Raw genomic sequence first — 25,578 nt, forward strand, 5'->3', positions numbered from 1 at the left:
TCTTGCTCGCCATGGATACCGCCACGCCCGCCGTCACCGTCGCCCTGCACGACGGTGCGTCCGTCATCGCCTCCTCCGGCCAGGTCGACGCCCGCCGCCACGGTGAACTGCTGCTGCCCGCCGTCGACCGGGTCCTCGCCGAGGCCGGCGTGCAGCTCGGCGCCGTGACGGACGTGGTCGTGGGCGTCGGCCCCGGCCCCTACACCGGACTGCGGGTCGGCCTGGTCACCGCGGCGACCTTCGGCTCCGTCCTCTCCCTACCCGTGCACGGCCTCTGCACCCTGGACGGCCTCGCGTACGCCGCCGGGCGGAGCGGCCTGGAGGGGCCCTTCGCCGTGGCGACGGACGCGCGCCGCAAGGAGGTCTACTGGGCGCGGTACGAGGACGCCCGCACCCGTTCGGGGGAACCGGCCGTCGACCGGCCCGCCGACATCGCCGCCGAGCTGGCGGGGCTGCCCGTGGTCGGCGCGGGCGCGGTGCTCTACCCGGACGCCTTCCCGGACGCGCGCGGCCCCGAGCACGTCGCCGCCGGGGCGCTCGCGGCGCTCGCCGCCGAACGGCTCGCCGCCGGGCAGGAACTCCTGGAGCCGCGGCCGCTCTACCTGCGCCGGCCCGACGCGCAGGTCCCGAAGAACTACAAGGTGGTCACCCCGAAGTGAGCGCTGTGAACGCGGCGCACACGGCCGTGCTGCGCGAGATGCGCTGGTGGGACATCGAGCCGGTGCTGGAGCTGGAGCACGCTCTCTTCCCGGAGGACGCCTGGTCGCCGGGCATGTTCTGGTCCGAGCTGGCCCACGCCCGCGGCCCCGGCGCCACCCGCCACTACGTCGTCGCCGAGGACCCGGCCACCGGCGAGATCGCCGGATACGCCGGGCTCGCCGCCCTCGGTGACCTCTCCGACGTCCAGACCATCGCGGTCAGCCGCGAGGCCTGGGGCACCGGCCTCGGCTCCGAACTCCTCACCGACCTGCTGAAGGCCGCGACCGCCTTCGAGTGCGCCACCGTCCTCCTGGAGGTCCGGGTCGACAACGCCCGCGCGCAGAAGCTGTACGAGCGGTTCGGCTTCGAGCCGATCGGCTTCCGGCGCGGCTACTACCAGCCGGGGAACATCGACGCCCTGGTCATGCGCCTCACCATGCAAGAACAAGCAGTGCACGAACACGCATCGGAAAACGGGACTGAATGATGGCTGCCGACGAACCCCTCGTACTCGGCATCGAGACCTCCTGCGACGAGACCGGCGTCGGCATCGTGCGCGGGACGACCCTGCTCGCGGACGCCGTCGCCTCCAGCGTCGACACCCACGCCCGCTTCGGCGGTGTCGTCCCGGAGATCGCCTCCCGCGCCCACCTGGAGGCGATGGTCCCCACCATCGAGCGGGCCCTGAAGGAGGCCGGGGTCAGCGCCCGTGACCTCGACGGGATCGCGGTCACCTCGGGCCCCGGGCTCGCGGGCGCGCTGCTGGTCGGCGTCTCGGCTGCGAAGGCGTACGCGTACGCCCTGGACAAGCCGCTCTACGGGGTCAACCACCTCGCCTCGCACATCTGCGTCGACCAGCTGGAGCACGGCCCGCTGCCCGAGCCGACCATGGCGCTCCTGGTCAGCGGCGGCCACTCCTCGCTGCTGCTGGCCCCCGACATCACCAGCGACGTCCGGCCGCTCGGCGCGACCATCGACGACGCGGCGGGCGAGGCGTTCGACAAGATCGCCCGGGTGCTGAACCTCGGCTTCCCCGGCGGCCCGGTCATCGACCGGCTGGCGAAGGAGGGCGACCCGGCGGCCGTCGCGTTCCCGCGCGGCCTGACCGGCCCGCGCGACGCCCCGTACGACTTCTCCTTCTCCGGCCTGAAGACCTCCGTCGCCCGCTGGATCGAGGCGAAGCGGGCGGCGGGCGAGGAGGTGCCGGTACGGGACGTGGCGGCGTCCTTCCAGGAGGCCGTGGTGGACGTGCTCACGCGGAAGGCCGTGCGGGCCTGCAAGGACGAGGGCGTCGACCACCTGATGATCGGCGGCGGGGTCGCGGCCAACTCCCGGCTCCGCGCGCTGGCGCAGGAGCGGTGCGAGCGGGCGGGTATCCGGCTGCGAGTGCCGCGCCCCGGCCTCTGCACGGACAACGGCGCGATGGTCGCGGCGCTCGGCGCGGAGATGGTCGCCCGCAACCGGCGCCCCTCCGACCTGGAACTGTCGGCGGACTCCTCGCTGCCGGTGACGGAGCCGCACGTACCGGGGGCACACCACGAGCACACGCACGACCACGTGCACGAGATCAGCAAGGACAACCTCTACTCATGAGCGCCGCGACCATCGTCCTGATGTGGGAGGCCCGCGCGGTGGACGGCCGAGGCGGCGAACTCCTGGAGTGGGCCCGGGCCCGGGCCGCCGAGCTGTCCCGTGAACCGGCCCGCCGCGAGCTGCTGCGCGCCCCGCAGGACCGGGTGCTGGTCATGACGTGGTGGGAGGAGGCGTCGTACGCCGACGACCTCCCCGAACTCCCCGAGCCCGACGCCTCCCTGATCACCCGGCCGGTGCACCGGTGGCGGTTCGAGGCGGCGGGCTGAGCGGTGCCTGCGCGTCCTTCCCGGTGATGGTCCCGGGGAACCCGAGGAGGACGCCGGGTGCCGATGAGTCCGGGCGCCCGGGCGGGTCTACCTTCCACGAGGCCACCACGCCCACGACGTCCGGACCGGCCGGCCCGGACGCGGGGCGGCCCGACGAGGAGAGGACGACCATGCAGAAGATCACCCCCTGTCTCTGGTACGACGGCAAGGCGAAGGAGGCGGCCGAGCACTACGTCGCGATCTTCGGCGGCGACTCCCGCATCCTGGACGTCAGCTACTACGGCGAATCCGGCCCCGGCGACACGGGCTCCGTGCTGACCGTCAGCTTCCGGCTCGCGGGCCAGGAGTACACGGGGCTCAACGGCGGACCCCAGTTCCCCTTCACCGAGGCGATCTCGCTCTCCGTGGACTGCGCCGACCAGGCCGAGGTGGACCGGTTGTGGACCGCGCTCTCCGAGGGCGGGGAGGAGAGCCGGTGCGGCTGGCTCAAGGACCGGTACGGCGTCTCCTGGCAGATCGTCCCCAGCGAGCTGCCCCGGCTGCTGGCCGACCCGGACCCGGTGAAGGCGGAGCGGACCATGAAGGCGATGCTCGGCATGCGGAAGCTGGACATCCAGGCGCTGCGGGACGCCTGAGCCCGGGCCCGTCAGCCGGCGGTACCGGCCATGACGGCGCGTACCCTCGGCGCCCCCGGCCATGACGGCGCGTACCTTCGGCGCCACCGGGCTCACCACACCCTCGCTGCCCCGCCCCCGCCGCCCGCGTTGATCCGGTCCTGGCCCCGCCCCGGACCGGACGGGCGGCTCCGCTCACCCCAGCGGCCGGCTCCGCTCACCCCAACGGCCGGCCGATCAGCATCGTCGGGGCCCCGGCCACCCGGGTCAGGAACACCGTGGCCGCGTTCGGGCCGCCGAGCTTCATCCGGCGGCGCAGCTCCTCCGGTTCGACCGCCGAGCCGCGCTTCTTGACGGTGAGCACGCCCACCTGACGCTCCCGCAGCAGCGCCTTCAGCCTCTTCATGTTGAACGGGAGCCGGTCGGTGATCTCGTAGCCGGAGACGTACGGGGAGGAGTACGGCACATCGCTCGTCACGTACGCGATCGTCTCGTCCACCAGCCGACCGCCGCACCGCTCGACGATGTCGGCGACCAGATGCGCCCGGATCACCGCGCCGTCCGGCTCGTACAGATAGCGCCCGACCGGGCCCACCGGCGGGGCGGGCAGCGGGGCCGCGGCGGTGAGGGAGGCCCCGGACGGCAGCAGGGTGGCCCGGAACGAACCGGGCGTGAAGCCCTCCCCGTACCAGAGCACCGCCTCCTTCACATCGCCGCCGTCGGAGATCCACTCCGCCTCGGCCTCCGGCCCGATCGCCTCGTGCGGGATGCCCGGGGCGATCTTCAGCGCGGCCCGGGGCGCCTTGAGGGCGGCGGCCGTCGCCCAGGACAGCGGCGGTGAGTACGCCTCCGGGTCGAAGATCCTGCCGCGCCCGCCCCGCCGGGCCGGGTCCACGAAGACGGCGTCGTACGCGGAGGTGTCGGTCTCCGTGACGTCGGCGCACCGCACCTCGACGAGCGCGCCCAGGCCGAGCGCCTCGGCGTTGGCGCGGGCCACCTCGGCGGTGAGCGGGTCGCGGTCCACGGCGAGGACGGCGATCCCGGCGCGGGCCAGCGCGATGGCGTCGCCGCCGATGCCGCAGCACAGGTCCGCCACGCTCCGCACGCCGACCGCGGCGAGGCGGCCGGCGCGGTGGCCGGCGACCGAGGTCCTGGTGGCCTGCTCGACGCCGTTGGGCGTGAAGTACATCCGGTACGCGTCCTGCGCCCCGAACTTCGCCACCGCCCGCTGCCGCAGCCGGGCCTGGCCCAGGGCGGCCGACACCAGCTCCGCCGGGTGCGTGCGGCGCAGCCGGGTCGCGGTGGCCAGTTCCTCGGCGGGGTCGTGGTCGCGCAGCTCGGCCAGCAGGCGCTCGCCCTCGGGGGTGCGCAGGGCGGCGAAGGCGGCGCGGGCGGGGTCGTCGGCCGGGGTGGCGGGGGTCGTTGCGTTCACCCGGTCCATTGTGGCCGGTGCGCCGGGGCGGGTCCCTACAGGGCGACGCGGGCCTCTGTAGGCGAACGCGGGCCCTTGATGGACCGCCGCGGGCCTCTGTAGGCGAACGCGGGCCCTTGATGGACCGCCGCGTGCCTCTGTAAGCCACCGCAGACCCTCGTAGGCCGACGCGGGCCCCTGTGGGCCGGTCGGGGGACGGGTCCGGTCCGCTCGCGGTGTCGGGACGGGAGGCGGACGGGCGGCTGGCAGGATGCGGCGCCATGCAGCTAGTACGACAAAAAGGAAAATCACCCACGAAGCGGCACCGGCCGGTCTCCGTCGTGCTGGCGACCCTCCTGGCCGCCGTCGTCACCTCGGCCTGTGCGACGGAGACGGCCGGCGGCGGTGCGGGGACCCCGGGCGGCCCGGCGAAGCCCGCCGCCGGGCAGCAGGGCCAGGCCGCCCGGCAGGCCGGGCCGGCCCGCGCCCTGGACACGTACGCCCAGGAGCTCAAGCGGAAACAGGCCGCCCGGGCCGTCGCCGCGAAGAAGTGGGGGCTGGCCAAGACCCCGCTCGCGGCGCCCGAGCCGCCCGAGGTGAAGCCCCGCATCACCACCCGCGAGGGGTTCGAGGTCCGGGACGACGAGGGGCTGCCGCCCGTCTTCACCACCGTCCCCACCAAGGAGAGGATCGTCTTCCTCACCATGGACGACGGGGCGGAGAAGGACCCCGCGCTGCTGCGGATGATGACCGAACTGGACATCCCCTACAGCGCCTTCCTGAGCGACTACGTCATCAATGACGACTACGGGTACTTCAAGAAGATGCAGAAGCGCGGGGTGACCATCAGCAACCACACGCTCAACCACCGCTATCTGCCCGGCCTCTCCTACGCCGAGCAGAAGCGGGAGATCTGCGGCCAGCAGAAGAAGATCCTCAAGCACTACGGCAAGCGGCCCACCCTGTTCCGTCCGCCCTACGGCAACTACAACCGCGACACCCTCGTCGCCGCCAAGACCTGCGGCATCACCGCCGTCCCCCTCTGGTCCTCCGAGGCCTTCGCCGACCACATGGAGTGGCGCGAGTGGGACCGCGACCTGCACCCCGGCGACATCGTCCTCACCCACTTCCGGGGCAAGAACGACTGGAAGGGCACGATGCCCGACATGATCCGCCTGGTCATGAAGACCATCACCGACAAGGGGTACGCGGTGGCGAAGCTGGAGGACTACGTCTGATCCGCGTCCCGGACGGACGGACGGGCGGCCGGCCCCGCCCGGGACGGCGCGAGGGTGGTGAATTGGCACTCCGCTTGACCGAGTGCTAATCGCGGTCATAGTCTCAGGTCTGGCACTCCCCCCTGGAGAGTGCCAGCACCACAACGTGCGACAGGGCAGGTCCGGCACCCGCGACGACGGATCGGTCTGGTCGCCGCCCACTGACTGCTAAACCCCGTGAGATCTCCGAAGGGGGAGACCGGATCGTGTCGACCACCAGCTCCAAGGTTGCGATCAAGCCGCTTGAGGACCGCATTGTGGTCCAGCCGCTCGACGCCGAGCAGACCACGGCTTCCGGCCTGGTCATTCCGGACACCGCGAAGGAGAAGCCCCAGGAGGGCGTCGTCCTCGCCGTGGGCCCGGGCCGCTTCGAGAACGGCGAGCGTCTTCCGCTCGACGTCAAGACCGGCGACGTCGTCCTGTACAGCAAGTACGGCGGCACCGAGGTGAAGTACAGCGGCGAGGAGTACCTCGTCCTCTCGGCCCGCGACGTCCTCGCGATCATCGAGAAGTAACTCACCCACGTTTGCCTGTGTTCTGCGCCCCTGGCCCCCTGCGAGATAACTAGCCGGGCGGTGAGGGGCGCAGTTCATTTTGAGAGGGAAGTACAGCCCATGGCGAAGATTCTGAAGTTCGACGAGGACGCCCGTCGCGCCCTTGAGCGCGGCGTCAACAAGCTTGCCGACACGGTCAAGGTGACGATCGGCCCCAAGGGCCGCAACGTCGTCATCGACAAGAAGTTCGGCGCACCCACCATCACCAACGACGGCGTCACCATCGCGCGCGAGGTCGAGCTCGACGACCCGTACGAGAACCTCGGTGCCCAGCTCGTCAAGGAGGTGGCGACCAAGACCAACGACGTAGCGGGTGACGGCACCACCACCGCGACCGTCCTGGCCCAGGCGCTGGTCCGCGAGGGCCTGCGCAACGTCGCCGCGGGCGCCTCCCCGGCCGCCCTGAAGAAGGGCATCGACGCCGCCGTCAAGGCCGTGTCCGAGGAGCTCCTCGCCACCGCCCGCCCGATCGACGACAAGTCCGACATCGCCGCCGTGGCCGCGCTCTCCGCGCAGGACACCCAGGTCGGCGAGCTCATCGCGGACGCGATGGACAAGGTCGGCAAGGACGGTGTCATCACCGTCGAGGAGTCCAACACCTTCGGTCTGGACCTGGAGTTCACCGAGGGCATGGCCTTCGACAAGGGCTACCTGTCCCCGTACATGGTGACCGACCAGGAGCGTATGGAGGCCGTCCTCGACGACCCGTACATCCTGATCCACCAGGGCAAGATCGGCTCCATCCAGGAGCTGCTCCCGCTGCTGGAGAAGGTCATCCAGGGCGGCGGCTCCAAGCCGCTCCTGATCATCGCCGAGGACGTCGAGGGCGAGGCGCTCTCCACCCTCGTCGTCAACAAGATCCGCGGCACCTTCAACGCCGTCGCGGTGAAGGCCCCGGGCTTCGGCGACCGCCGCAAGGCCATGCTCGGCGACATCGCCACCCTCACGGGTGCCACCGTCATCGCCGAGGAGGTCGGCCTCAAGCTCGACCAGGCCGGTCTGGACGTGCTCGGAACCGCCCGCCGCGTCACCGTCTCCAAGGACGACACGACCATCGTCGACGGCGGCGGCAACGCCGACGACGTCAAGGGCCGCGTCAACCAGATCAAGGCCGAGATCGAGTCCACGGACTCCGACTGGGACCGCGAGAAGCTCCAGGAGCGCCTGGCGAAGCTGGCCGGCGGCGTGTGCGTCATCCGCGTCGGTGCCGCCACCGAGGTGGAGCTCAAGGAGAAGAAGCACCGCCTCGAGGACGCCATCTCCGCCACCCGCGCCGCGGTCGAGGAGGGCATCGTCTCCGGCGGTGGCTCCTCCCTCGTCCACGCCGTGAAGGTCCTGGAGGGCAACCTCGGCAAGACCGGTGACGAGGCCACCGGTGTCGCGGTCGTCCGCCGCGCCGCCGTCGAGCCGCTGCGCTGGATCGCCGAGAACGCGGGCCTGGAGGGTTACGTCATCACCTCCAAGGTCTCCGAGCTCGACAAGGGCCAGGGCTTCAACGCCGCCACCGGCGAGTACGGCGACCTGGTCAAGGCCGGCGTCATCGACCCGGTCAAGGTCACCCGCTCCGCCCTGGAGAACGCCGCTTCCATCGCGTCGCTGCTGCTCACGACCGAGACCCTGGTCGTCGAGAAGCCGGCCGAGGACGAGGGCGACGCCGGTCACGGCGGCCACGGCCACTCCCACTAGTACCTCCCGGTACGTCCGAGGCCCGGTACCCCCGTCGCGGGGGTACCGGGCCTCGTGCCGTTGCCGGGGGCGTACGGCGGGGAGCCCCGACGCGTTTACTGCGGCCCGTACTTGCGCCCCGTACGCGAGGTGACCCCGCCCAGCAGGTTGCGCGGCGTCACCTTGACCAGTCCCATCAGCGCCTTGTAGCGCGGGTCCGGGACCGACACCGCCTTGCCCCGGGCCAGGTCCGTCAGTGCGGACGCCACCAGCTTGTCCGCGTCCAGCCACATCCACCCCGGGATGTTGCCGGTGCCCATGCCGGCCCGCTCATGGAACTCCGTACGGACGAAGCCGGGGCACAGCGCCATCAGCCGCACCCCCGACCCGGCGAGGTCCTTCGCCGCACCCTGGGTGAACTGCACGACCCACGCCTTGGACGCCCCGTACGTACCGCGCGGCACGAACGCCGCGACGGACGCCACGTTGATCACCGCGCCCCGGCCGCGCTCCCTCATCCCCGTGGCGGCGGCCGAGGTCAGCCGCAGCACCGCCTCGCAGTGCACCTTCAGCATCGTCAGCTCGTCGGCCGTCGACACCTCCAGGTAGCGCCCCTTGTTGCCGAACCCGGCGTTGTTGACCAGGAGGTCGATCGGGTGGGTGCGGTCCGCGAGCCGCTCCTCGACCGCCCCGATCCCGGTGTCCGTGGACAGGTCGGCGCTCAGTACCTCGGCCTCGATGCCGTGTCGGTCGTGCAGCTCGGTGGCCTGCTCGCGCAGCCGGGCGGTGTCCCGGGCCACCAGCACAAGATTGTGCCCCTGGGCCGCGAGCCGCCGCGCGAAGGCGGCCCCGATACCCGCCGTCGCGCCTGTGATCAGTGCAGTCGTCATACGCGGCACGTTAGTGCCCGGCCGACGCCCCGGAACCACCGCCCGCCGCCACATACTCCCGGGCCCTGCGCAGCGCCTCCGGGTGCAGGGCCGACGCGGCGGCCAACAGGGACGGCAACAGGGTGCGTTCCGTCGTGACGGCCCGGAACTGAAGGGCCGCGGTGACCTGGTGGTCCGGGCGGTGGACGATCTCGACGGGGTCCCCGGCCCGGATCGTGCCCGGCTCGATCACCCGCAGATACGCGCCGGTGGCCGCCTCCCGGGTGAACCGCCGCACCCACTTCTCCGCCCCGATGTGGTCGGCGAACGTCCGGCACGGGATGCGCCCGGAGGTCACCTCCAGGAGCAGCTCCGCCCCCACCCGCCAGCGCTCACCGATCAGCGCGCCGCTCACGTCGACCCCGAGTGTGGTCAGGTTCTCGCCGAACGCCCCGTCCCCCAGCTTCCGGCCCTCCAGCACCCGCTCCCAGGTGTCCAGCTCCTCCCGGGCGTAGGCGTAGACGGCCTGGTCGCTGCCGCCGTGGTGGCGCAGGTCGCAGACCGCGTCCCCGGCGAGCCCGCTGCCGCCCGTCCCCTTGGGGCCGGGATCGGAGACCCTCACGGGCCCCTCGAACGGCCGCTTGTCGATCCCGGACAGCCCGCCGGGACCTCCGGCGGAGGGGAGGGGGGTGGGCCGGCCGACGTTCACACTCAGCAATCTCATGCGGTCACGCTAATGGCTCAGTCCCCAAAGGGGTACGCCGTTAGTTCGCCTCCCACCCAAGAAGCTCTTATGGTGGGCGGGTGATCGAAGCACGCCATCTCCGTGTCCTGCGCGCCGTCGCCACCACCGGCTCGTTCTCCGCAGCCGCCCGCGAACTCGGTTGCACCCAGCCCGCGGTCAGCCAGCAGATGAAGGCCCTGGAGTCCTCCGCCGGCACCACCCTGCTGATCCGGACCGGGCGCGAGATGCGCCTCACCCAGGCAGGCGAGGCGCTGGTACGGCACGCCTCCGGCATCCTCGCGGGGCTGACCGCCGCCGAGGAGGAGGTCGCCGCCATCGCCGGGCTGCGGGCCGGCCGGGTCCGGCTCGTCTCCTTCCCCAGCGGCAGCTCCACCCTGGTCCCCGGCGCGCTGGCGGCGCTGCGGGCCGAGCACCCCGGGACCCGGGTCTCGCTCGTCGAGGCCGAGCCACCGCGCTCGGTCGACCTGCTGCGCGACGGCGACTGCGACATCGCGCTGGCCTTCCGGTACGGAAGCTCCGGCGGCGAATGGGACGACCTGGTGGTCCGGCCGCTGCTCACCGACCGGCTGATCGGCCTGGTCCCGGACGGGCACCGGCTGGCGGACGCGTCGAGCGTGTCCATCGGTGAGCTGGCGGACCAGGCGTGGATCGCGGGCTGCCCGCGCTGCCGCCGTCAACTGGTGGAGGTCTGCGAGGAGTCCGGGTTCACCCCCCGGATCGACTTCGCCACCGACGACTACCCGGCGGTGATGGGCCTGGTGGGGGCCGGGCTCGGGGTGGCCGTGCTGCCGGAACTGGCCGTCGAGTCGGTACGGCCCAAGGGGGCGAGGACCGTCCCGGTGGAGCCCGCGATCGAGCGGGAGATCGTGGCGCTCACCCTGCCGGACCTGGCCCGGGTCCCGGCGGTGGCGGCCACGCTGGACCAGCTCTCCCTGGCGGCCGCGCGCTGAGGGGCGGTACCGAGGAAACGTTTCTGCGTTCGGGCGGGGCGCTCGGGTGTCAGGTCGGGCGGGAGCCCGTGGTGGCCGTGGTGGCGCCCGAGGGCGCCGCGGTGATGAGTCTGGTTCTGGCCCGGCCCATGAGCTCCTCGCGCTCGTCCTCGGTCAGGCCGCCCCACACCCCGTAGGGCTCCCGTACGGCCAGGGCGTGGGCCGCGCACTCGGCGCGCACCGGGCACCGCATGCACACCTCCTTGGCGGAGGTCTCACGAGCGCTGCGGGCGGCGCCGCGCTCCCCTTCGGGGTGGAAGAACAGAGAACTGTCGACGCCTCGGCAGGCGGCGAGCAGCTGCCAGTCCCACAGGTCTGCGTTGGGTCCGGGAAGGCGGGAGAAATCTGCCATTGCTTGTCCCCTCGAAGCCGTGCTGCGTCGGAAGCGGCATCCTCGACCGCCGGTGAACCGGCGGCCCGTGATCGGCGATCGTCTCTTCGGTGACCTGAGTCTCGACCGTACATCTGTGGTGCTAGTAGATGTAAATATGACTGTTTGCGAATCTAGCCACAGACACCCTTAAAAGGGAAGAAATCTCGCCAAATAGGGCAAGCTGCGGAGTGAAGATTCGGTTGACGGGTGAATCACCCGCGTCGCTCTCCTCCGTGTGCGCACCCTCACGTAGAGTGCCGAACCCGAAGGTCCGACCCGTAACTCTTTCGAGTGACCATCGTTAAGAGAGCGGATGTGGTTGACGGAGAACGAGCTCGGGCACATGTCCGAGGGGGTCAACCGCACAGGTGACGACTTGTATCAGCCTGGAGGCTCAAGGTGACGCGCATCAGCTGCGGAGGACGGTCATGACATCCGTGCTCGTCTGCGACGACTCCCCGCTTGCCCGAGAAGCGCTCCGTCGCGCGGTGGCCACCGTGCCCGGTGTCGAGCGCGTGACCACGGCGGCCAACGGCGAGGAAGTCCTCCGCCGTTGGGGGGCCGACCGGTCGGATCTGATTCTGATGGACGTACGCATGCCCGGTCTGGGGGGTGTGGAGACGGTCCGGCGGCTGCTCTCCGCCGACCCCGGGGCCCGGATCATCATGCTGACCGTCGCCGAGGACCTCGACGGCGTCGCGCTCGCGGTCGCCGCCGGTGCCCGCGGCTATCTGCACAAGGACGCCTCGCGCGCCGAGCTGCGGGCCACCGTCACCCAGGCGCTGGCCGATCCGACGTGGCGGCTTGCCCCGCGCCGGCTGCGGTCCGCCGAGATGGGGGCGGCCCCGACGCTCACCGCGCGGGAGATCCAGGTGCTCGAAGGCATGAGCCACGGCCGCTCCAACGCGGAGATCGGCCGTGAGCTGTTCCTCTCCGAGGACACGGTCAAGACCCACGCCAGGCGGCTGTTCAAGAAGCTCGGGGCCTCGGACCGCGCCCACGCGGTGGCCCTGGGATTCCGCTGGGGGCTGGTCCGCTGACGCCCGGCCCGGACCGCCCCCGTCCGCAGACCGGCGGACGGGGCGACGGGACGGGTCACCAGCGATACGACCCCGGATCCGGGTGCCCGCCGACCGCGCCGTGTGACGCTTCCCGGCCGATGACGCATCCTTGAGTCGTGGAGTTCCTCAGGAACGATTCGGTCGAGCGGAAGGGGAGGGCGCAGGACATGACATCCGGCGCACCCGCTCATAACGCTTCGGTGCACAACTCGGGACGCGATGGAGCGGACCGGACGGCACCAGGGCACCATGGTCCGATGCGCGACGACGGAACCACGGTGATCGGTGCTCTGGTGCACCGCGCCGTCGACGGCGACGCGCAGGCCACCCACGATCTGCTGGCCCATGTCCACCCCCTCGCCCTGCGCTACTGCCGCTCCCGGCTCAACCGCCTGCCCGGTGATGCTCGCCACTTCGTGGAGGACCTCGCGCAGGAGGTCTGCGTCGCCGTGCTGATGGCCCTGCCGCGCTACAAGGACACCGGCCGGCCCTTCGAGGCCTTCGTCTTCGCCATCGCCGGCCACAAGGTCGCCGACCTCCAGCGCGCCGCGATGCGCCACCCGGGCTCGACCGCCGTCCCCTCCGACGAGATGCCGGAGCGCCCCGACGACTCCCTCGGCCCGGAGGAGCGCGCCCTGCTCAGCAGCGACGCCGCCTGGGCCAAGAAGCTTCTCGCCAACCTCCCGGAGAGCCAGCGCGAGCTGCTGGTCCTGCGGGTCGCGGTCGGACTGACCGCCGAGGAGACCGGACGGATGCTCGGGATGTCCCCGGGCGCCGTCCGGGTCGCCCAGCACCGTGCGCTCAGCAGGCTGCGGGCGCTGGCCGAGCAGTAGGACGACGGGGCGCGGGCGGCCCGTAGGAAAGTACAGAACGCTCAACTGATCTTGATCGTGGAATGAGACACCCGTGGAGCCCGTTAGCATGGACATCCGCACCGATCAAGACCATTTGGGGAAGGTGTCATGACTGCAAACGTCGACGGAGTGCCTGAGAAGTTCGCGACGCTCGGGCTGACATACGACGACGTGCTGCTGTTGCCGGGCGCGTCCGAGGTCCTGCCCAACGCGGTCGACACCTCGTCCCTCATCTCGCGCAACGTACGGGTGAACATCCCCCTGCTGTCGGCCGCCATGGACAAGGTGACCGAGTCCCGGATGGCCATCGCCATGGCCCGTCAGGGCGGCGTCGGCGTGCTGCACCGCAACCTCTCGATCGAGGACCAGGTCAACCAGGTCGACCTGGTCAAGCGGTCCGAGTCCGGGATGGTCACCGACCCGATCACCGTGCACCCCGACGCCACCCTCGGTGAGGCGGACGCGCTCTGCGCCAAGTTCCGCATCAGCGGTGTGCCGGTCACCGACGCCGCGGGCAAGCTCCTCGGCATCGTGACCAACCGCGACATGGCCTTCGAGTCGGACCGCTCCCGCCAGGTGCGCGAGGTCATGACGCCGATGCCGCTCGTCACCGGCAAGGTCGGGATCTCCGGTGTGGAGGCGATGGAGCTGCTGCGCCGCCACAAGATCGAGAAGCTGCCGCTGGTCGACGAGGCCGGCCTCCTCAAGGGCCTCATCACGGTCAAGGACTTCAAGAAGGCCGAGCAGTATCCGAACGCCGCCAAGGACGCCGAGGGCCGTCTGCTGGTCGGCGCGGCCGTCGGTGCCAGCCCCGAGGCGCTGGACCGCGCCCAGGCCCTCGCCTCCGCCGGGGTCGACTTCCTGATCGTCGACACCTCGCACGGCCACAACAGCAACGCCCTCGACTGGATGGCGAAGATCAAGTCGAGTGTCGGTATCGACGTCATCGGCGGCAACGTCGCCACCCGCGACGGCGCCCAGGCGCTGATCGACGCCGGTGTCGACGGTGTGAAGGTCGGCGTCGGCCCGGGCTCGATCTGCACCACCCGCGTGGTCGCCGGCATCGGCGTCCCGCAGGTCACCGCGATCTACGAGGCCGCGCTCGCCGCCCGTGCCGCGGGCGTCCCGGTCATCGGCGACGGCGGCCTGCAGTACTCCGGCGACATCGGCAAGGCGCTCGCCGCCGGCGCGGACAGCGTGATGCTGGGCAGCCTCCTCGCGGGCTGCGAGGAGTCGCCGGGCGAGCTGATGTTCATCAACGGCAAGCAGTTCAAGTCGTACCGCGGCATGGGCTCGCTGGGTGCCATGCAGTCCCGCGGCCAGGGCCGTTCGTACTCCAAGGACCGCTACTTCCAGGCCGAGGTCTCCTCGGACGACAAGCTCGTCCCCGAGGGCATCGAGGGCCAGGTGCCCTACCGCGGTCCGCTGGCCAACGTCCTCCACCAGCTCGTCGGGGGCCTGCGCCAGACCATGGGGTACGTCGGCGCCCGGTCCGTCGACCAGATGGAGAGCAAGGGCCGCTTCGTCCGGATCACCTCGGCGGGTCTCAAGGAGAGCCACCCGCACGACATCCAGATGACGGTGGAAGCACCGAACTACAGCCGGAAGTAACGCATCGGCGCAGGTGAGGGGCGGACCGGAGTTCCCGGTACCGCCCCTCACCCGTGTGTCGGGGATACTGGTCAGCGCAGACGTAGAGGGAAAGGCCACACATCGTGACTGAGATCGAGATCGGGCGCGGCAAGCGCGGCCGCCGGGCTTACGCATTCGACGACATCGCTGTCGTACCGAGCCGCCGCACCCGGGACCCGAAGGAGGTCTCGATCGCCTGGCAGATCGACGCCTACCGCTTCGAGCTGCCGTTCCTGGCCGCTCCCATGGACTCCGTGGTCTCCCCGCAGCACGCCATCCGCATCGGTGAGCTCGGCGGCCTGGGTGTCCTCAACCTGGAAGGGCTGTGGACCCGGCACGCCGACCCGCAGCCGCTGCTGGACGAGATCGCCCGGATGCCCGTCGAGAGCGCGACCCGCCGGCTCCAGGAGATCTACTCCGCCCCCATCCAGGAGGAGCTGATCGGGCAGCGCATCAAGGAGGTGCGCGACTCCGGTGTCGTCACCGCCGCCGCGCTCTCCCCGCAGCGCACCGCCCAGTTCTCCAAGGCCGTCGTCGACGCCGGGGTGGACATCTTCGTCATCCGCGGTACGACGGTCTCCGCCGAGCACGTCTCGGGCGCGGCCGAGCCGCTCAACCTGAAGCAGTTCATCTACGAGCTGGACGTCCCGGTCATCGTCGGCGGCTGCGCCACGTACACCGCCGCCCTGCACCTGATGCGCACCGGCGCGGCCGGTGTCCTCGTCGGCTTCGGCGGTGGCGCCGCGCACACCACGCGCAACGTCTTCGGCATCCAGGTCCCGATGGCCACCGCCGTCGCGGACGTGGCCGGCGCCCGCCGCGACTACATGGACGAGTCCGGCGGCCGGTACGTGCACGTCATCGCCGACGGCGGTGTCGGCTGGTCCGGCGACCTGCCGAAGGCCATCGCCTGCGGTGCGGACGCCGTGATGATGGGCTCCCCGCTGGCCCGCGCGACGGACGCGCCGGGCCGTGGCCGCCACTGGGGCATGGAGGCCGTCCACGAGGACGTGCCGCGCGGCAAGCTGGTCGACCTCGGCTCGGTCGGGACGACGGAGGAGGTCCTCACCGGCCCATCGCACACCCCGGACGGCTCGATGAACATCTTCGGCGCCCTGCGCCGCGCGATGGCCACCACCGGCTACAGCGACCTGAAGGAGTTCCAGCGCGTCGAGGTGACGGTGGCGGACTCGCAGCACCGCCGCTGACCCGCCCGTAGGTGAACGGGAAGGGCCCGGACCGTCGAACGGTCCGGGCCCTTCCGCATGGTCGTACGGGGTGTCAGTTCGCCTTCCTGGCGCCGCCGATCGCGGCGATCGCGCCGAGGGCGAGGAAGAGGTACCGCATGAAGTCGGCCTCCTCGTTCCAGACCCGCGTCACGGTGTCGAAGTGGTCGAGGAACACCTCGGAGAACGAGACTTGGGCGACGTCCGCCATCACCATGGCGTAGCCGATGAGCTGGCCGAGGTAGACGGCACCGATCGAGAAGACGGCGGACGCGGCGATGGTCACCGGGTTGGCGCCGCCGAGCTTGCCCGCCGCGAAGCCGACGAGGAAGCCGACGCCGACCGCCGCGTAACCGATCTCGCGCTCGATCGAGCCCAGGATCACGCCGTACAGGATGGAGGCGACGATCGCCGCGCCGAGGGCGGCTAGTACGCCGAGGGCGAGGCCGTTGCGGGCCGGGGGAGCCGGTGCGAAGGGGGCGCCGCCGCCGAACGGGGCGGGCCGGCCCTGCGGGTTCCCGAAGGGGTTGCCGGTGGGGGCCGGCGTCTGCTCGCCGTACGGGTTGCCCGCCGGGGCGACGGGGGCGGAGGCGCCCGGTCCGGCCGCGTACGGATTGCCGTCTACGGGCTGGCCGCCGTACGGCTGCTGGGGCTGGTTCGGCGGCGGCACGGGCTGACTCATGGTGGTCCCCCCTGGGGCGAAATGCGCATGGGCGTACTTGACGCGAACATGTGTGCGCTCTGTGACGCCGCACGGTAGCAGTACGCACCGGAATCGGTCACTAGCAATCTCGGTGGCCGATACGTGCGGTCAGAGCCGGTGTGCGGCCCCCGCCGGGGTGGCGCCCCGGGTGTCCAGGAGGAGCTGGGCCTTCACCGCGAGGCCCTGGAGGTCGTAGGTGCGGTGCTGCTGGAGCAGTACGGTCAGGTCGGCCGCCGCGGCCGCCTCGTACAGCGAGTCGGCGCGCGGGACGGGGAGTTCGCGCACCCGCCAGTCCAGGACGTGCGGGTCGTGGTAGCCGATCTGGGCGCCCATGTCCATCAGCCGGGTGGCGATCTCGCGGGCGGGCGCGGCCTCCTGGTCGGCGCTGTCCGGCTTGTAGGTGACGCCGAGCAGCAGCACGCGGGCCCCCCGGACGGACTTGCCGTGCTCGTTCAGCAGGGTGGCGCAGCGCTGGATGACGTAACTGGGCATCCGGTCGTTGATCTCCTGCGCCAGCGAGACCATCCGCAGCGGATGGCCGGGCGTGCGATTGCTGTACGGGAGGAAGCCCGGGTCCACCGGCACGCCGTGGCCACCGACGCCGGGCCCGGGCCGGAAGGGCTGGAAGCCGAAGGGCTTGGTCTCCGCGCACCGGATGACGTCCCACAGGTCGACGCCGAGGTCGTGGCAGGCCACCGCCATCTCGTTGACCAACGCGATGTTGACGTGCCGGAAGTTGGTCTCCAGCACCTTCGTCATCTCCGCCTCGCGCGGCCCCCGGGCCCGTACGACCTTGTCGGTGAGGCGTCCGTAGAAGGCGGCGGCCGACTCGGTGCAGGCGGAGGTGAGACCGCCGATGACCTTGGGGGTGGAGGCGTAGGTGTGGGTGCGGTTGCCGGGGTCGAGCCGGCTGGGGGAGCAGGCGAGGTGGAAGTCGCGTCCGGCGGTGAGGCCGGAGCCCTCCTCGAGCAGGGGGCGCAGGAAGTTCTCCGTGGTGCCGGGCGGTACGGCGGACTCCAGCAGCACGGTGGTGTGCGGGCGCAGCTGGGCGGCCAGGGCCCGGGCGGCGTCGCCGAGGGCGGTGAGGTCGATGGTGCGGTCGGGGCCGAGGGGGGTGGGGGAACAGATCACGGCGGTACGGACCCGGCCGAGCTCGGCGGCGTTGGTGGTGGGCCGGAAGCCGCCGGAGAGCATGCGCCGGGTCTCGGACGCGGTGAGGGAGCCCTCGACGGGGGTGCGGCCCGCGCGCAGTTCCGCGCAGGCGCGTGGGTCGGGGTCGTAGCCGACGGTGTCGATCCCGGCGGCCACGGCGGTCTGGACCAGGGGCAGGCCGAGGTGGCCGAGTCCGATGACGGCGAGGTCTGCGGGCATCTCGAAGGCCGCCTTCCTTAATACCGGAGAACGAGTTCCGCAACTGCTGTGGACAGCGCAATGTCAGACTAGGCATATATATGACCTATATGTCGCATTGCGTGACGCCTGTCGCTCGGGTGTTGTCCACAGGCGGTGGCTGAAGTCGGGGAGCGCGGACAGAATCGAGGAGTGGACACGGGCGGTCGGCCCCTCGGCCGGGTGGCACTCCCGCGTCCGACCACCCCGATCCACCGGGAGGCAGCAGTGAGGACAGCGACACTGGGACCCGCCGAGCGCACCGCCGCGCTCGCCGCCATGGCCGAACGCGAACTGGACGTGCTGGTCGTGGGGGCGGGCGTCGTCGGCGCGGGCACGGTGCTGGACGCCGCCACCAGAGGACTCTCGACCGGCCTGGTCGAGGCGCGCGACTGGGCGTCCGGCACGTCGAGCAGGTCGAGCAAGCTGATCCACGGCGGCCTGCGCTATCTGGAGATGCTCGACTTCGCCCTGGTGCGCGAGGCCCTGAAGGAGCGCGGGCTCCTGCTGGAGCGGCTCGCCCCGCACCTGGTGAAGCCGGTGCCCTTCCTCTACCCCTTGCAGCACAAGGGCTGGGAGCGCCTCTACGCGGGCTCCGGCGTCGCGCTGTACGACGCGATGTCGGTCTCCTCCGGCCACGGCCGCGGCCTGCCCGTGCACCGCCACCTCTCCCGCAAGCACGCCCTGCGCGTCGCCCCCGCGCTGAGGAAGGACGCCCTGGTCGGCGCGTTGCAGTACTACGACGCGCAGATGGACGACGCCCGCTTCGTCACCGAGCTGGTCCGCACCGCCGCCTCCTACGGGGCCCAGGTGGCCAACCGCGCCCGGGTCGTCGGCTTCCTCCGCGAGGGCGAGCGGGTCGTCGGCGCGCTGGTGCGGGACGTCGAGGGCGGCGAGGAGTACGAGGTCCGGGCCAAGCAGGTGGTCAACGCGACCGGGGTGTGGACGGACGACACCCAGGGGCTCATCGGGGAGCGCGGACAGTTCCACGTCCGGGCCTCCAAGGGCATCCACCTGGTCGTCCCCAAGGACCGCATCCACTCCTCCTCCGGCCTCATCCTGCGCACCGAGAAGTCCGTGCTCTTCGTCATCCCCTGGGGGAGGCACTGGATCATCGGCACCACGGACACCGACTGGGACCTGGACAAGGCCCACCCGGCCGCCTCCAGCGCGGATATCGACTACCTCCTCGAACACCTCAACTCCGTCCTCACCACCCCGCTGACCAGGGACGACGTCCAGGGTGTGTACGCCGGGCTGCGCCCGCTGCTGGCTGGTGAGTCGGAGGCGACCAGCAAGCTGTCGCGCGAGCACACCGTGGCCCACCCCGCCCCCGGACTCGTCGTCGTCGCGGGCGGCAAGTACACGACGTACCGGGTCATGGCCAAGGACGCGGTGGACGAGGCGGTGCACGGGCTCGACCAGCGGGTCGCCGCCTGCGTCACCGAGGACACCCCGCTGCTGGGCGCCGAGGGGTACAAGGCCCTGTGGAACGCGCGGGCCAGGATCGCGGCCCGGACCGGGCTCCATGTCGTCCGGGTGGAGCATCTGCTCAACCGGTACGGCTCAATGACGGAAGAAATTCTGGAACTGATCCTGGCCGACCCCTCCCTGGGTGAACCGCTGCCCGCCGCCGACGACTACCTGCGCGCCGAGATCGTCTACGCGGCCTCCCACGAAGGGGCCCGGCACCTGGACGACGTGCTGACCCGGCGTACCCGGATCTCCATCGAGACCTTCGACCGGGGTACCCGCAGCGCCCGCCTCTGCGCGGAGCTGATGGCGCCGGTGCTGGGCTGGGACGAGGGGCAGATCGACCGGGAGGTCGAGCACTACGAGAAGCGCGTGGAGGCCGAGCGCGAGTCGCAGCGGCAGCCCGACGACCTCACCGCGGACGCGGCCCGGCTCGGCGCTCCGGACATCGTGCCGATCTAGGGGCGGGTGCACGCCGGCGGCCACCGCCCGCCAGGTCCGGGCCAGTTGGCGGGAGAGAGCCCGGCCCCCGGCGGTGGCCGCCGGACCGGCCTGGACGGGGAGGCCCGGTAGGTAGGAAGGTGTGGGGGTTCCCTCGTCGTGCCGTATCGCGGCGGACCCCGGACCCGGCACCAGGACCGGTCCCGGGGTGAGGGACAATGAACGCTCTGCCAGGGCGGGTTGATCGCAGAGGGGACGCATGTCGGAGGCGGAGCAGGCACGGGAGCCCCAACGGGACAAGAACGGTCGTCTCCTCGCGGGGCGGTACCGGCTCGGGAAGGTGCTCGGCCGGGGCGGCATGGGCACGGTCTGGCGCGCCGCCGACGAGACGCTCGGCCGCACGGTGGCGGTGAAGGAACTACGGTTCCCCGGGGCCATCGACGAGGACGAGAAGCGCCGGCTGATCACGCGCACCCTGCGTGAGGCGAAGGCGATCGCACGGATCCGCAACAACGGGGCGGTGACCGTCTACGACGTGGTCGACGAGGACGACCGGCCGTGGATCGTCATGGAGCTGATCGAGGGCAAGTCCCTCGCCGAGGCGATCCGTGAGGACGGCACGCTGACGCCGAGGCGGGCCGCCGAGGTCGGGCTCGCCATCCTCGACGTGCTGCGCTCGGCGCACCGCGAGGGCATCCTGCACCGCGACGTGAAGCCGTCCAACGTGCTGATCGCCGAGGACGGCCGCGTCGTCCTCACCGACTTCGGTATCGCCCAGGTCGAGGGCGACCCCTCGGTCACCTCCACCGGCATGCTCGTCGGCGCCCCCTCGTACATCTCGCCGGAGCGGGCCCGCGGCCACAAGCCCGGGCCCCCGGCCGACCTGTGGTCGCTCGGCGGACTGCTGTACGCGAGCGTCGAAGGCTCCCCGCCGTACGACAAGGGGTCGGCCATCGCGACCCTGACGGCCGTGATGACCGAGCCGCTCGACCCGCCGAAGAACGCGGGCCCGCTGACCGACGTCATCTACGGGCTGCTCGCCCGCGACCCCGACCAGCGGCTCGACGACGCCGGAGCGCGCGTCCTGCTCGACAAGGTGATCAACGCTCCCGAGCCCCAAGCCGTCCCGCCCGCCGACTCCACCCAGGTCATGGCCCTGCCGACGGTCCCCGAGGCCGCAGCCGGCGCCACGAAGGCGACGAAGACGGCGAAGCCCGCCAAGCCGCCGAAGCAGACCGGTGGATCGGGCGAGCCCGGCGAGGGTACGCGCGACCGGCTGCGCGGAGCGCTGCGTTCCGTGCGCAGCGCGAAGGCGGCACCCGCTGTCGCGGCGGGCGCGGCGGCCGCCTCGGCTTCCACCGCCGCCGCGGCCACCGGCTCGCCCGCCGCGCCGCCCAAGCCCACCACGCCCCCCGGCACACCGGGCAAGCAGGCCGCCACCGCCTCGGCGGCCACCGGCACCGCCACGGCCACCGGCCCGAAGTCCGGTGCGAAGCCGACGGGTTCCACCGCCGCCCCGGGCGCGGCCGTACCCCCGCAGCGCCCCCCGGCCTCACCGGCCACCACCCGCGCCTCGATCACCGATGTCGTGCCGCGCCGCACGCTCGCGGTCATCGCGGCCGTCGTCGCGCTGGCGATCCTCGGCACCGTCCTCGCCCTCACCCTGGGCGACGACGGCAAGAGCGACGCCGGTAACGGCAAGGGCGACACCGCCGCCTCCGCCGGGGCGACGAGCGGTTCCGAGGGCAAGGGCGAGGGCAAGAGCGGCGACCCGGACGGCGGCCGGAAGGAAGGCCAGGGCACCGAGGACGGCAAGGCGTCCGGCGAACCGTCCGGCGACCCCTCCGTCGACCCGACGACGGGCACCCCCGACGACGACCCGGCCGACGACCCGAAGACCGACGACCCGGGCGGCGCACTGCCCACCGGGTACGAGACGGTCACCGACGACCGCTTCCACTTCACCATGGCGATGCCGGGCACCTTCCGGCGTACGGCCATAGCGGGCACCAACTCCGGCGGCATCTACAACGCCGAGCGGGGCGGCTTCCCCCGGGTGCAGGTCGACTTCACCGGCTCGCCCGGGGACGACGCGGCCGCCGCCTGGCGCGGGGCCGTCGCCGGCGTCAAGGTCCTCAGCGACAACTACCGGCACGGCAGCATAAAGAAGGTCGAGTACAACGGCTATCCGACCGTCGCCGACTGGTCGTTCGAGCGCAGCCACGACGGCGTCCGGGTCCGGGTGCTCAACCGCGGCTTCAAGGTCGACGCCCGGCGCGGCTACTCGATCATGATCAGCTGCCAGGCCGACGAGTGGGACGGCGCCGAGTGCCGCGCGCTGCGGGAGACGGCGTTCGCCACCTTCACGCCGACGAAGTGACCACCCGCGAGGCCACCACCGGGCGGCCGCGCGAGGGGCATGGGGCGGGCCGGGTTGGTACGACCCGGCCCGTCGGCCCGCGTTGCCACGTATCGTAGGACGACGGAGACCGTACGCAGCCGGAAGAGTGGGGCAATTGCCCGCCGGATGACCACAACTGACTGATTCGTACGGGACAGATGGCCGGGGAACAGCGCGCTCTGGGGAGGCGTCGTGGACGACTACGCGGGTCGGGTGCTTGCCGACCGCTACCGCCTTCCGCTGCCCCCGTCCGACGGGTACGAACTGGTCGAGACCCGGGCGTTCGACACCTACAGCGGGCAGGAGGTCCTGGTCCGCCAGGTGCCGCTGCCGGAGATCGTGGACGCCGAGGTGCTCGACGCCGACGGCCGGTCGCCGGCGGGCGGGCGCACCACCGGGCGGGCGGTGCGGCGCAGCACGGACCCCGCGGTCCGGCGGGCGATCGAGGCCGCGCAGGCCGCCGCCCAGGTGCCCGACCACCCCCGGCTCGACCAGGTCTTCGACGTGTTCGCGGAGGCCGGTTCGCTCTGGATAGTCAGTGAGCTCGTCGCGGCCCGCCCGCTCGCCGCCCTCCTCGCCGAACGCCCCCTGAACCCCTACCGGGCCGCCGAGATCGGCTCCGACGTGCTCACCGCCCTGCGGGTGCTCCACGCGCACGGCTGGACCCACCGCAACATCACCGTCCGCACGGTCCTGGTCTGCGACGACGGCCGCGTGATGCTCACCGGCCTGGCGGCGGGCGCCGCCGAGGAGGCGCTCTGCGGTTACGCCCCCGAGCCGCTGCCCGACGACGAGCCGGTGGCGGAGGAGACGTACGGGGGGCACGCGGCCTACGAGGCGCCCGGGACCGGCGACACCGGCGACACGCTGGGGATACCGGTGGTCGAGGCGGTCGGGACCGACGGGCCGGGGGAGCTGCCGGACGGGCGCGGCGCCTACCCGCTGCCGCCCGCCCGGAGCCACGACAGCCAGGAGCTCCCGCTCGTACCGCCGTACGTGCGGGCGCAGCCGCCGCAGGGGTACGCCCACCGCCCGGACCAGGGCGAGGATCGGGCGTCCGAGGCCCCCGGGGCGCCGGGGGCGTACGGCACACCCGGTGGCCAGGAGCTCGTTCCGCGTCCCGCCACGCCCGCCGTGCCCTACACCGCCGCTCCCAGGCCGCCCGCCGAGCCGGGAGCCGCGAGCGCCGCCCAGCTGCGGGCCGCCCGCGCCGGGGCGATCGCCGCCTACCGCGCCGGTGCCCGCGCCGCCGCCCGGGTCGCCGAGGACCGCCAGCAGGCCGCCGGGAGCGCCCCCGCGAACCTCTTCGAGGAGAACCCGGGCCCGTCGGCCGAGGGGGCGCGGGAAGAGGCGACCGGCGCCCTCCCCGTGCAACGCCCGGCCACCGGCCCGGGGTTCGGCGCCCTTCCCGACACGCCCGGTGCCGATGCCTCCGCGCCCGACGGCCCCGAGCCCGGCTCCGCCGCCCCCGGCCCCACCGCCCCCGGCTCCGGCCCCACCGCCCCCAGCTCCGCCGGCCTCCCGGGACCCCGGCTGACCGGCCCCTGGGGCAGCCCGCCCGAGGACCCCTACGACGAGGATGACGACGAGGACGACGAGGAGGGTCCCCGGCTGTCCGGCCGCCGCGTCCACCTCGCCGGCACCTGGGACGACGGCCCCGGCGCCGGGCGCTCCGTCCCCGCCGGCGGTTCCGGCCAGGACGCGCTGCGCGCCGACTCCCGCCGCCCCGGCCAGGCCTCCCGCCGCCCCGGCCAGGCCTCCCCCGCCTCCCGTGTCCCGGCCGAGCGGGCTCCCTCCAGCACCTGGGAGGAGGCCGTCGCGGACAGCCGCAAGGTCACCGTCTACCGGGGTCCGGCCACCCCGCTCGCCGCCGAGCGTGCCCGGCAGGCGCGGATCGCGGTCGTCGGGCCCGTCACCGAGCGCTGGGCACCGGAACAGGCCGGTCCGGTCCACGACAACTGGCAGCTCGCGCCCCCCATCGGCCCCTCCACCGACCTGTGGGCGCTCGGCGCGCTGCTCTACCGCGCCGTCCAGGGCCACGCCCCCTACCCCGAGGAGAGCACGGCCGAGCTCGTCCAGCTGGTCTGCGCCGAACCGCCCGCCTTCGCCGAGGAGTGCGGGGCGCTGCGGCCGGTCGTCGAGTCGCTGCTGCGCCAGGACCCCACCGAGCGGCCGGACTTCGAGGAGCTGCGCGGCTGGCTGCGCTCGCTGGTGCGGTCCGCCCCCGAGCCGGAGGCGGGCGCCGACGTGGTCCCGCTGCCCGCACCCGACGCCACCCGGCTCCCCGTCGTACGCCGCCGGGGCGAGCTGGTCCGCAGGCGCCGGGGCCGGTTCGGCGGCGGGGCGGCGCACGGCCGCCACCGGCAGGGCAAGCGGCAGCAGCTGGAGCGGCAGCGCGCCGCCGAACACCAGGACCTGCGCCGACCGCCGCAGCGGCACGAGTCGCTGCTGCCCCCCGGTCCCGAGCAGAGCCGAGCCCACCCCGTCGACGCCTGGGAGCCCCGCCCCTCCCGCGCACCGCGCGAGCCCAAGGGGCCCAGGGTGCTGCGCGAGCCCGCCCGGCCGCGCGACGGGCGCTCGCCGCGCCACCTCGGCCGGCTGCTGCTGGTCCTCGTCCTGCTGCTGATGGCCGCGGCCATCACGTACGCCTTCATGTTCATGCCGAAGCAGGAGCCGGGCGGCGAGACCGGCGCTCCGGGACAGCCGACGGGCTCCGCCGCCCCCACCCCGCCCGGCACCGCGTCCGGGGCGCCCACCCCCACCGGCGGGGCGAGCACCGACCCCGGCGGCTCCGAGCAGCCGCAGACCAGCCGCTCCGCCGTCGCGCTCGCCCCCGGCTATGTGCTCCGCAAGGACGCGGAGGGGTTCGAGATCGGCGTACCGAAGGACTGGCAGCGCAGCCCCGCCAACGCGGACCGTCAGATCCGTTACAGCAGCGACGGGTTCACGCTCCTGGTGGTGCCCGGCCGGGACACCGTGAAGGCGGGCGGCGGCGATCCGCTGGACTACCAGCGGAACAAGCAGCCCGAACTCCAGCCGTTCCGGGACTCCAGCTGGTCCACCTCGTCCGGTCTGCGCCGGGTCGACGTCGGCCGACAGGCCATGGCCGAGGGGCAGTTCACCTGGCAGGACAGCGCCGGGCGTGAGGTCTACGTCCGCAACCTGGCCATGATCGTCGACGGCCGCTACCACATCGTCCAGGTCATCGGCCCCGAGAGCGACCGCGACAAGGTCACCGAGATCTACCAGCAGGCCATCGCCTCGTACCGGGTGAACGCCTGACCGCGCGTCATCGGCCCCTGCGCGCCACAGCCGTTGTGCGGTGCCGACAACCATCACAGTG

22 protein-coding genes are annotated in these 25,578 nt (G+C 72.6%); 16 read left to right on the forward strand and 6 right to left on the reverse strand.

Annotation, left to right across the window (positions count from 1 at the left end):
* Positions 1-11 precede the first annotated feature (11 nt).
* The 5 genes from tsaB to ACIQAK_RS14905 all read left to right on the forward strand — a co-directional run bounded on the left by tsaB (position 12) and on the right by ACIQAK_RS14905 (position 3,193).
* Positions 12-659, forward strand: coding sequence for a tRNA (adenosine(37)-N6)-threonylcarbamoyltransferase complex dimerization subunit type 1 TsaB (tsaB, locus tag ACIQAK_RS14885; protein ID WP_366390926.1), 648 nt, complete (start codon positions 12-14; stop codon positions 657-659).
* A 38-nt stretch (positions 660-697) separates the two neighbouring features.
* Positions 698-1,186, forward strand: a complete 489-nt coding sequence (gene rimI / locus ACIQAK_RS14890) for a ribosomal protein S18-alanine N-acetyltransferase (RefSeq protein WP_366390927.1) — start codon at positions 698-700, stop codon at positions 1,184-1,186.
* Positions 1,186-2,292, forward strand: coding sequence for a tRNA (adenosine(37)-N6)-threonylcarbamoyltransferase complex transferase subunit TsaD (tsaD, locus tag ACIQAK_RS14895; protein ID WP_366390844.1), 1,107 nt, complete (start codon positions 1,186-1,188; stop codon positions 2,290-2,292). Before rimI ends, tsaD begins: the two co-directional genes overlap by 1 nt.
* Entirely contained in the window at positions 2,289-2,558 is a 270-nt protein-coding gene (locus ACIQAK_RS14900; RefSeq protein ID WP_366390845.1) for a hypothetical protein, read from the forward strand. The genes tsaD and ACIQAK_RS14900 overlap by 4 nt, the downstream gene beginning before the upstream one ends.
* A gap of 170 nt (positions 2,559-2,728) precedes the next feature.
* Positions 2,729-3,193, forward strand: a complete 465-nt coding sequence (locus ACIQAK_RS14905; RefSeq protein ID WP_366390846.1) for a VOC family protein — start codon at positions 2,729-2,731, stop codon at positions 3,191-3,193.
* A gap of 196 nt (positions 3,194-3,389) precedes the next feature.
* Here the strand turns inward: ACIQAK_RS14905 and ACIQAK_RS14910 are convergent, their stop codons facing one another.
* Positions 3,390-4,613, reverse strand: coding sequence for a THUMP-like domain-containing protein (locus ACIQAK_RS14910; protein ID WP_366390847.1), 1,224 nt, complete (start codon positions 4,611-4,613; stop codon positions 3,390-3,392).
* A gap of 251 nt (positions 4,614-4,864) precedes the next feature.
* Between ACIQAK_RS14910 and ACIQAK_RS14915 the strand changes: the two genes are divergently transcribed.
* The 3 genes from ACIQAK_RS14915 to groL all read left to right on the forward strand — a co-directional run bounded on the left by ACIQAK_RS14915 (position 4,865) and on the right by groL (position 8,100).
* Positions 4,865-5,821: a polysaccharide deacetylase family protein gene (locus tag ACIQAK_RS14915; protein ID WP_366390848.1), complete on the forward strand. Its 957-nt coding sequence runs from the start codon at positions 4,865-4,867 to the stop codon at positions 5,819-5,821.
* A gap of 245 nt (positions 5,822-6,066) precedes the next feature.
* Positions 6,067-6,375, forward strand: a complete 309-nt coding sequence (groES, locus tag ACIQAK_RS14920; RefSeq protein WP_366390849.1) for a co-chaperone GroES — start codon at positions 6,067-6,069, stop codon at positions 6,373-6,375.
* A 99-nt stretch (positions 6,376-6,474) separates the two neighbouring features.
* On the forward strand, positions 6,475-8,100 hold the full coding sequence (gene groL / locus ACIQAK_RS14925; protein ID WP_366390850.1) for a chaperonin GroEL: 1,626 nt from the start codon (positions 6,475-6,477) through the stop codon (positions 8,098-8,100).
* A gap of 95 nt (positions 8,101-8,195) precedes the next feature.
* Here groL and ACIQAK_RS14930 read toward each other — a convergent pair whose 3' ends face one another.
* Both ACIQAK_RS14930 and ACIQAK_RS14935 read right to left on the reverse strand, forming a co-directional pair.
* Positions 8,196-8,969, reverse strand: a complete 774-nt coding sequence (locus ACIQAK_RS14930) for an SDR family oxidoreductase (RefSeq protein WP_366390851.1) — start codon at positions 8,967-8,969, stop codon at positions 8,196-8,198.
* A gap of 10 nt (positions 8,970-8,979) precedes the next feature.
* Entirely contained in the window at positions 8,980-9,672 is a 693-nt protein-coding gene (locus ACIQAK_RS14935; RefSeq protein ID WP_366390852.1) for an MOSC domain-containing protein, read from the reverse strand.
* 80 nt (positions 9,673-9,752) lie between these two features.
* Between ACIQAK_RS14935 and ACIQAK_RS14940 the strand changes: the two genes are divergently transcribed.
* Positions 9,753-10,643, forward strand: a complete 891-nt coding sequence (locus tag ACIQAK_RS14940) for a LysR family transcriptional regulator (protein ID WP_366390853.1) — start codon at positions 9,753-9,755, stop codon at positions 10,641-10,643.
* A gap of 49 nt (positions 10,644-10,692) precedes the next feature.
* Here ACIQAK_RS14940 and ACIQAK_RS14945 read toward each other — a convergent pair whose 3' ends face one another.
* Positions 10,693-11,034 (reverse strand): WhiB family transcriptional regulator, encoded by a 342-nt coding sequence (locus ACIQAK_RS14945; RefSeq protein WP_026238029.1) that lies wholly within the window; start codon positions 11,032-11,034, stop codon positions 10,693-10,695.
* Positions 11,035-11,483: 449 nt separating this feature from the next.
* On the opposite strand from ACIQAK_RS14945, the gene ACIQAK_RS14950 reads away from it, so the two are divergent.
* The 4 genes from ACIQAK_RS14950 to ACIQAK_RS14965 all read left to right on the forward strand — a co-directional run bounded on the left by ACIQAK_RS14950 (position 11,484) and on the right by ACIQAK_RS14965 (position 15,810).
* Entirely contained in the window at positions 11,484-12,095 is a 612-nt protein-coding gene (locus ACIQAK_RS14950) for a response regulator transcription factor (protein ID WP_003948568.1), read from the forward strand.
* Positions 12,096-12,373: 278 nt separating this feature from the next.
* A complete protein-coding gene (locus ACIQAK_RS14955; protein ID WP_366390854.1) occupies positions 12,374-12,949 on the forward strand; it encodes a sigma-70 family RNA polymerase sigma factor in 576 nt (191 codons plus the stop codon).
* 129 nt (positions 12,950-13,078) lie between these two features.
* Positions 13,079-14,581: an IMP dehydrogenase gene (gene guaB / locus ACIQAK_RS14960; protein WP_366390855.1), complete on the forward strand. Its 1,503-nt coding sequence runs from the start codon at positions 13,079-13,081 to the stop codon at positions 14,579-14,581.
* A gap of 104 nt (positions 14,582-14,685) precedes the next feature.
* Complete coding sequence (locus tag ACIQAK_RS14965; protein ID WP_366390856.1) at positions 14,686-15,810, forward strand: GuaB3 family IMP dehydrogenase-related protein; 1,125 nt, start codon at positions 14,686-14,688, stop codon at positions 15,808-15,810.
* 73 nt (positions 15,811-15,883) lie between these two features.
* Here ACIQAK_RS14965 and ACIQAK_RS14970 read toward each other — a convergent pair whose 3' ends face one another.
* Positions 15,884-16,510 carry a hypothetical protein gene (locus ACIQAK_RS14970; RefSeq protein WP_366390857.1) on the reverse strand — a complete coding sequence of 209 codons (627 nt, stop codon included), beginning with the start codon at positions 16,508-16,510 and terminating at the stop codon, positions 15,884-15,886.
* A gap of 129 nt (positions 16,511-16,639) precedes the next feature.
* The gene (locus ACIQAK_RS14975) at positions 16,640-17,902 is read right to left on the reverse strand and encodes a nucleotide sugar dehydrogenase (RefSeq protein WP_366390858.1); all 1,263 of its coding nucleotides are present in this window, start codon (positions 17,900-17,902) and stop codon (positions 16,640-16,642) included.
* Between the two features lie 246 nt (positions 17,903-18,148).
* Here ACIQAK_RS14975 and ACIQAK_RS14980 point away from each other — a divergent pair, with 246 nt between their 5' ends.
* The 3 genes from ACIQAK_RS14980 (at position 18,149) to ACIQAK_RS14990 (ending at position 25,517) form a co-directional block, all read left to right on the forward strand.
* Entirely contained in the window at positions 18,149-19,855 is a 1,707-nt protein-coding gene (locus ACIQAK_RS14980; protein ID WP_366390859.1) for a glycerol-3-phosphate dehydrogenase/oxidase, read from the forward strand.
* Positions 19,856-20,093: 238 nt separating this feature from the next.
* A complete protein-coding gene (locus ACIQAK_RS14985; protein ID WP_366390860.1) occupies positions 20,094-22,214 on the forward strand; it encodes a serine/threonine-protein kinase in 2,121 nt (706 codons plus the stop codon).
* A gap of 213 nt (positions 22,215-22,427) precedes the next feature.
* Positions 22,428-25,517, forward strand: coding sequence for a protein kinase (locus ACIQAK_RS14990; protein WP_366390861.1), 3,090 nt, complete (start codon positions 22,428-22,430; stop codon positions 25,515-25,517).
* The last annotated feature ends 61 nt before the right edge of the window (positions 25,518-25,578 follow it).

This window comes from Streptomyces sp. NPDC088706 (genome assembly GCF_044752765.1).
GTDB lineage: Bacteria > Actinomycetota > Actinomycetes > Streptomycetales > Streptomycetaceae > Streptomyces.

Coding starts and splice junctions, on each gene's coding strand:
- tsaB (WP_366390926.1), top strand. CDS start 12: ATGGATACCGCCACGCCCGCCGTCACCGTCGCCCTGCACGACGGTGCG.
- rimI (WP_366390927.1), top strand. CDS start 698: ATGCGCTGGTGGGACATCGAGCCGGTGCTGGAGCTGGAGCACGCTCTC.
- tsaD (WP_366390844.1), top strand. CDS start 1,186: ATGGCTGCCGACGAACCCCTCGTACTCGGCATCGAGACCTCCTGCGAC.
- ACIQAK_RS14900 (WP_366390845.1), top strand. CDS start 2,289: ATGAGCGCCGCGACCATCGTCCTGATGTGGGAGGCCCGCGCGGTGGAC.
- ACIQAK_RS14905 (WP_366390846.1), top strand. CDS start 2,729: ATGCAGAAGATCACCCCCTGTCTCTGGTACGACGGCAAGGCGAAGGAG.
- ACIQAK_RS14910 (WP_366390847.1), bottom strand. CDS start 4,613: ATGGACCGGGTGAACGCAACGACCCCCGCCACCCCGGCCGACGACCCC.
- ACIQAK_RS14915 (WP_366390848.1), top strand. CDS start 4,865: ATGCAGCTAGTACGACAAAAAGGAAAATCACCCACGAAGCGGCACCGG.
- groL (WP_366390850.1), top strand. CDS start 6,475: ATGGCGAAGATTCTGAAGTTCGACGAGGACGCCCGTCGCGCCCTTGAG.
- ACIQAK_RS14930 (WP_366390851.1), bottom strand. CDS start 8,969: ATGACGACTGCACTGATCACAGGCGCGACGGCGGGTATCGGGGCCGCC.
- ACIQAK_RS14935 (WP_366390852.1), bottom strand. CDS start 9,672: ATGAGATTGCTGAGTGTGAACGTCGGCCGGCCCACCCCCCTCCCCTCC.
- ACIQAK_RS14945 (WP_026238029.1), bottom strand. CDS start 11,034: ATGGCAGATTTCTCCCGCCTTCCCGGACCCAACGCAGACCTGTGGGAC.
- ACIQAK_RS14950 (WP_003948568.1), top strand. CDS start 11,484: ATGACATCCGTGCTCGTCTGCGACGACTCCCCGCTTGCCCGAGAAGCG.
- ACIQAK_RS14955 (WP_366390854.1), top strand. CDS start 12,374: ATGCGCGACGACGGAACCACGGTGATCGGTGCTCTGGTGCACCGCGCC.
- guaB (WP_366390855.1), top strand. CDS start 13,079: ATGACTGCAAACGTCGACGGAGTGCCTGAGAAGTTCGCGACGCTCGGG.
- ACIQAK_RS14970 (WP_366390857.1), bottom strand. CDS start 16,510: ATGAGTCAGCCCGTGCCGCCGCCGAACCAGCCCCAGCAGCCGTACGGC.
- ACIQAK_RS14975 (WP_366390858.1), bottom strand. CDS start 17,902: ATGCCCGCAGACCTCGCCGTCATCGGACTCGGCCACCTCGGCCTGCCC.
- ACIQAK_RS14985 (WP_366390860.1), top strand. CDS start 20,094: ATGTCGGAGGCGGAGCAGGCACGGGAGCCCCAACGGGACAAGAACGGT.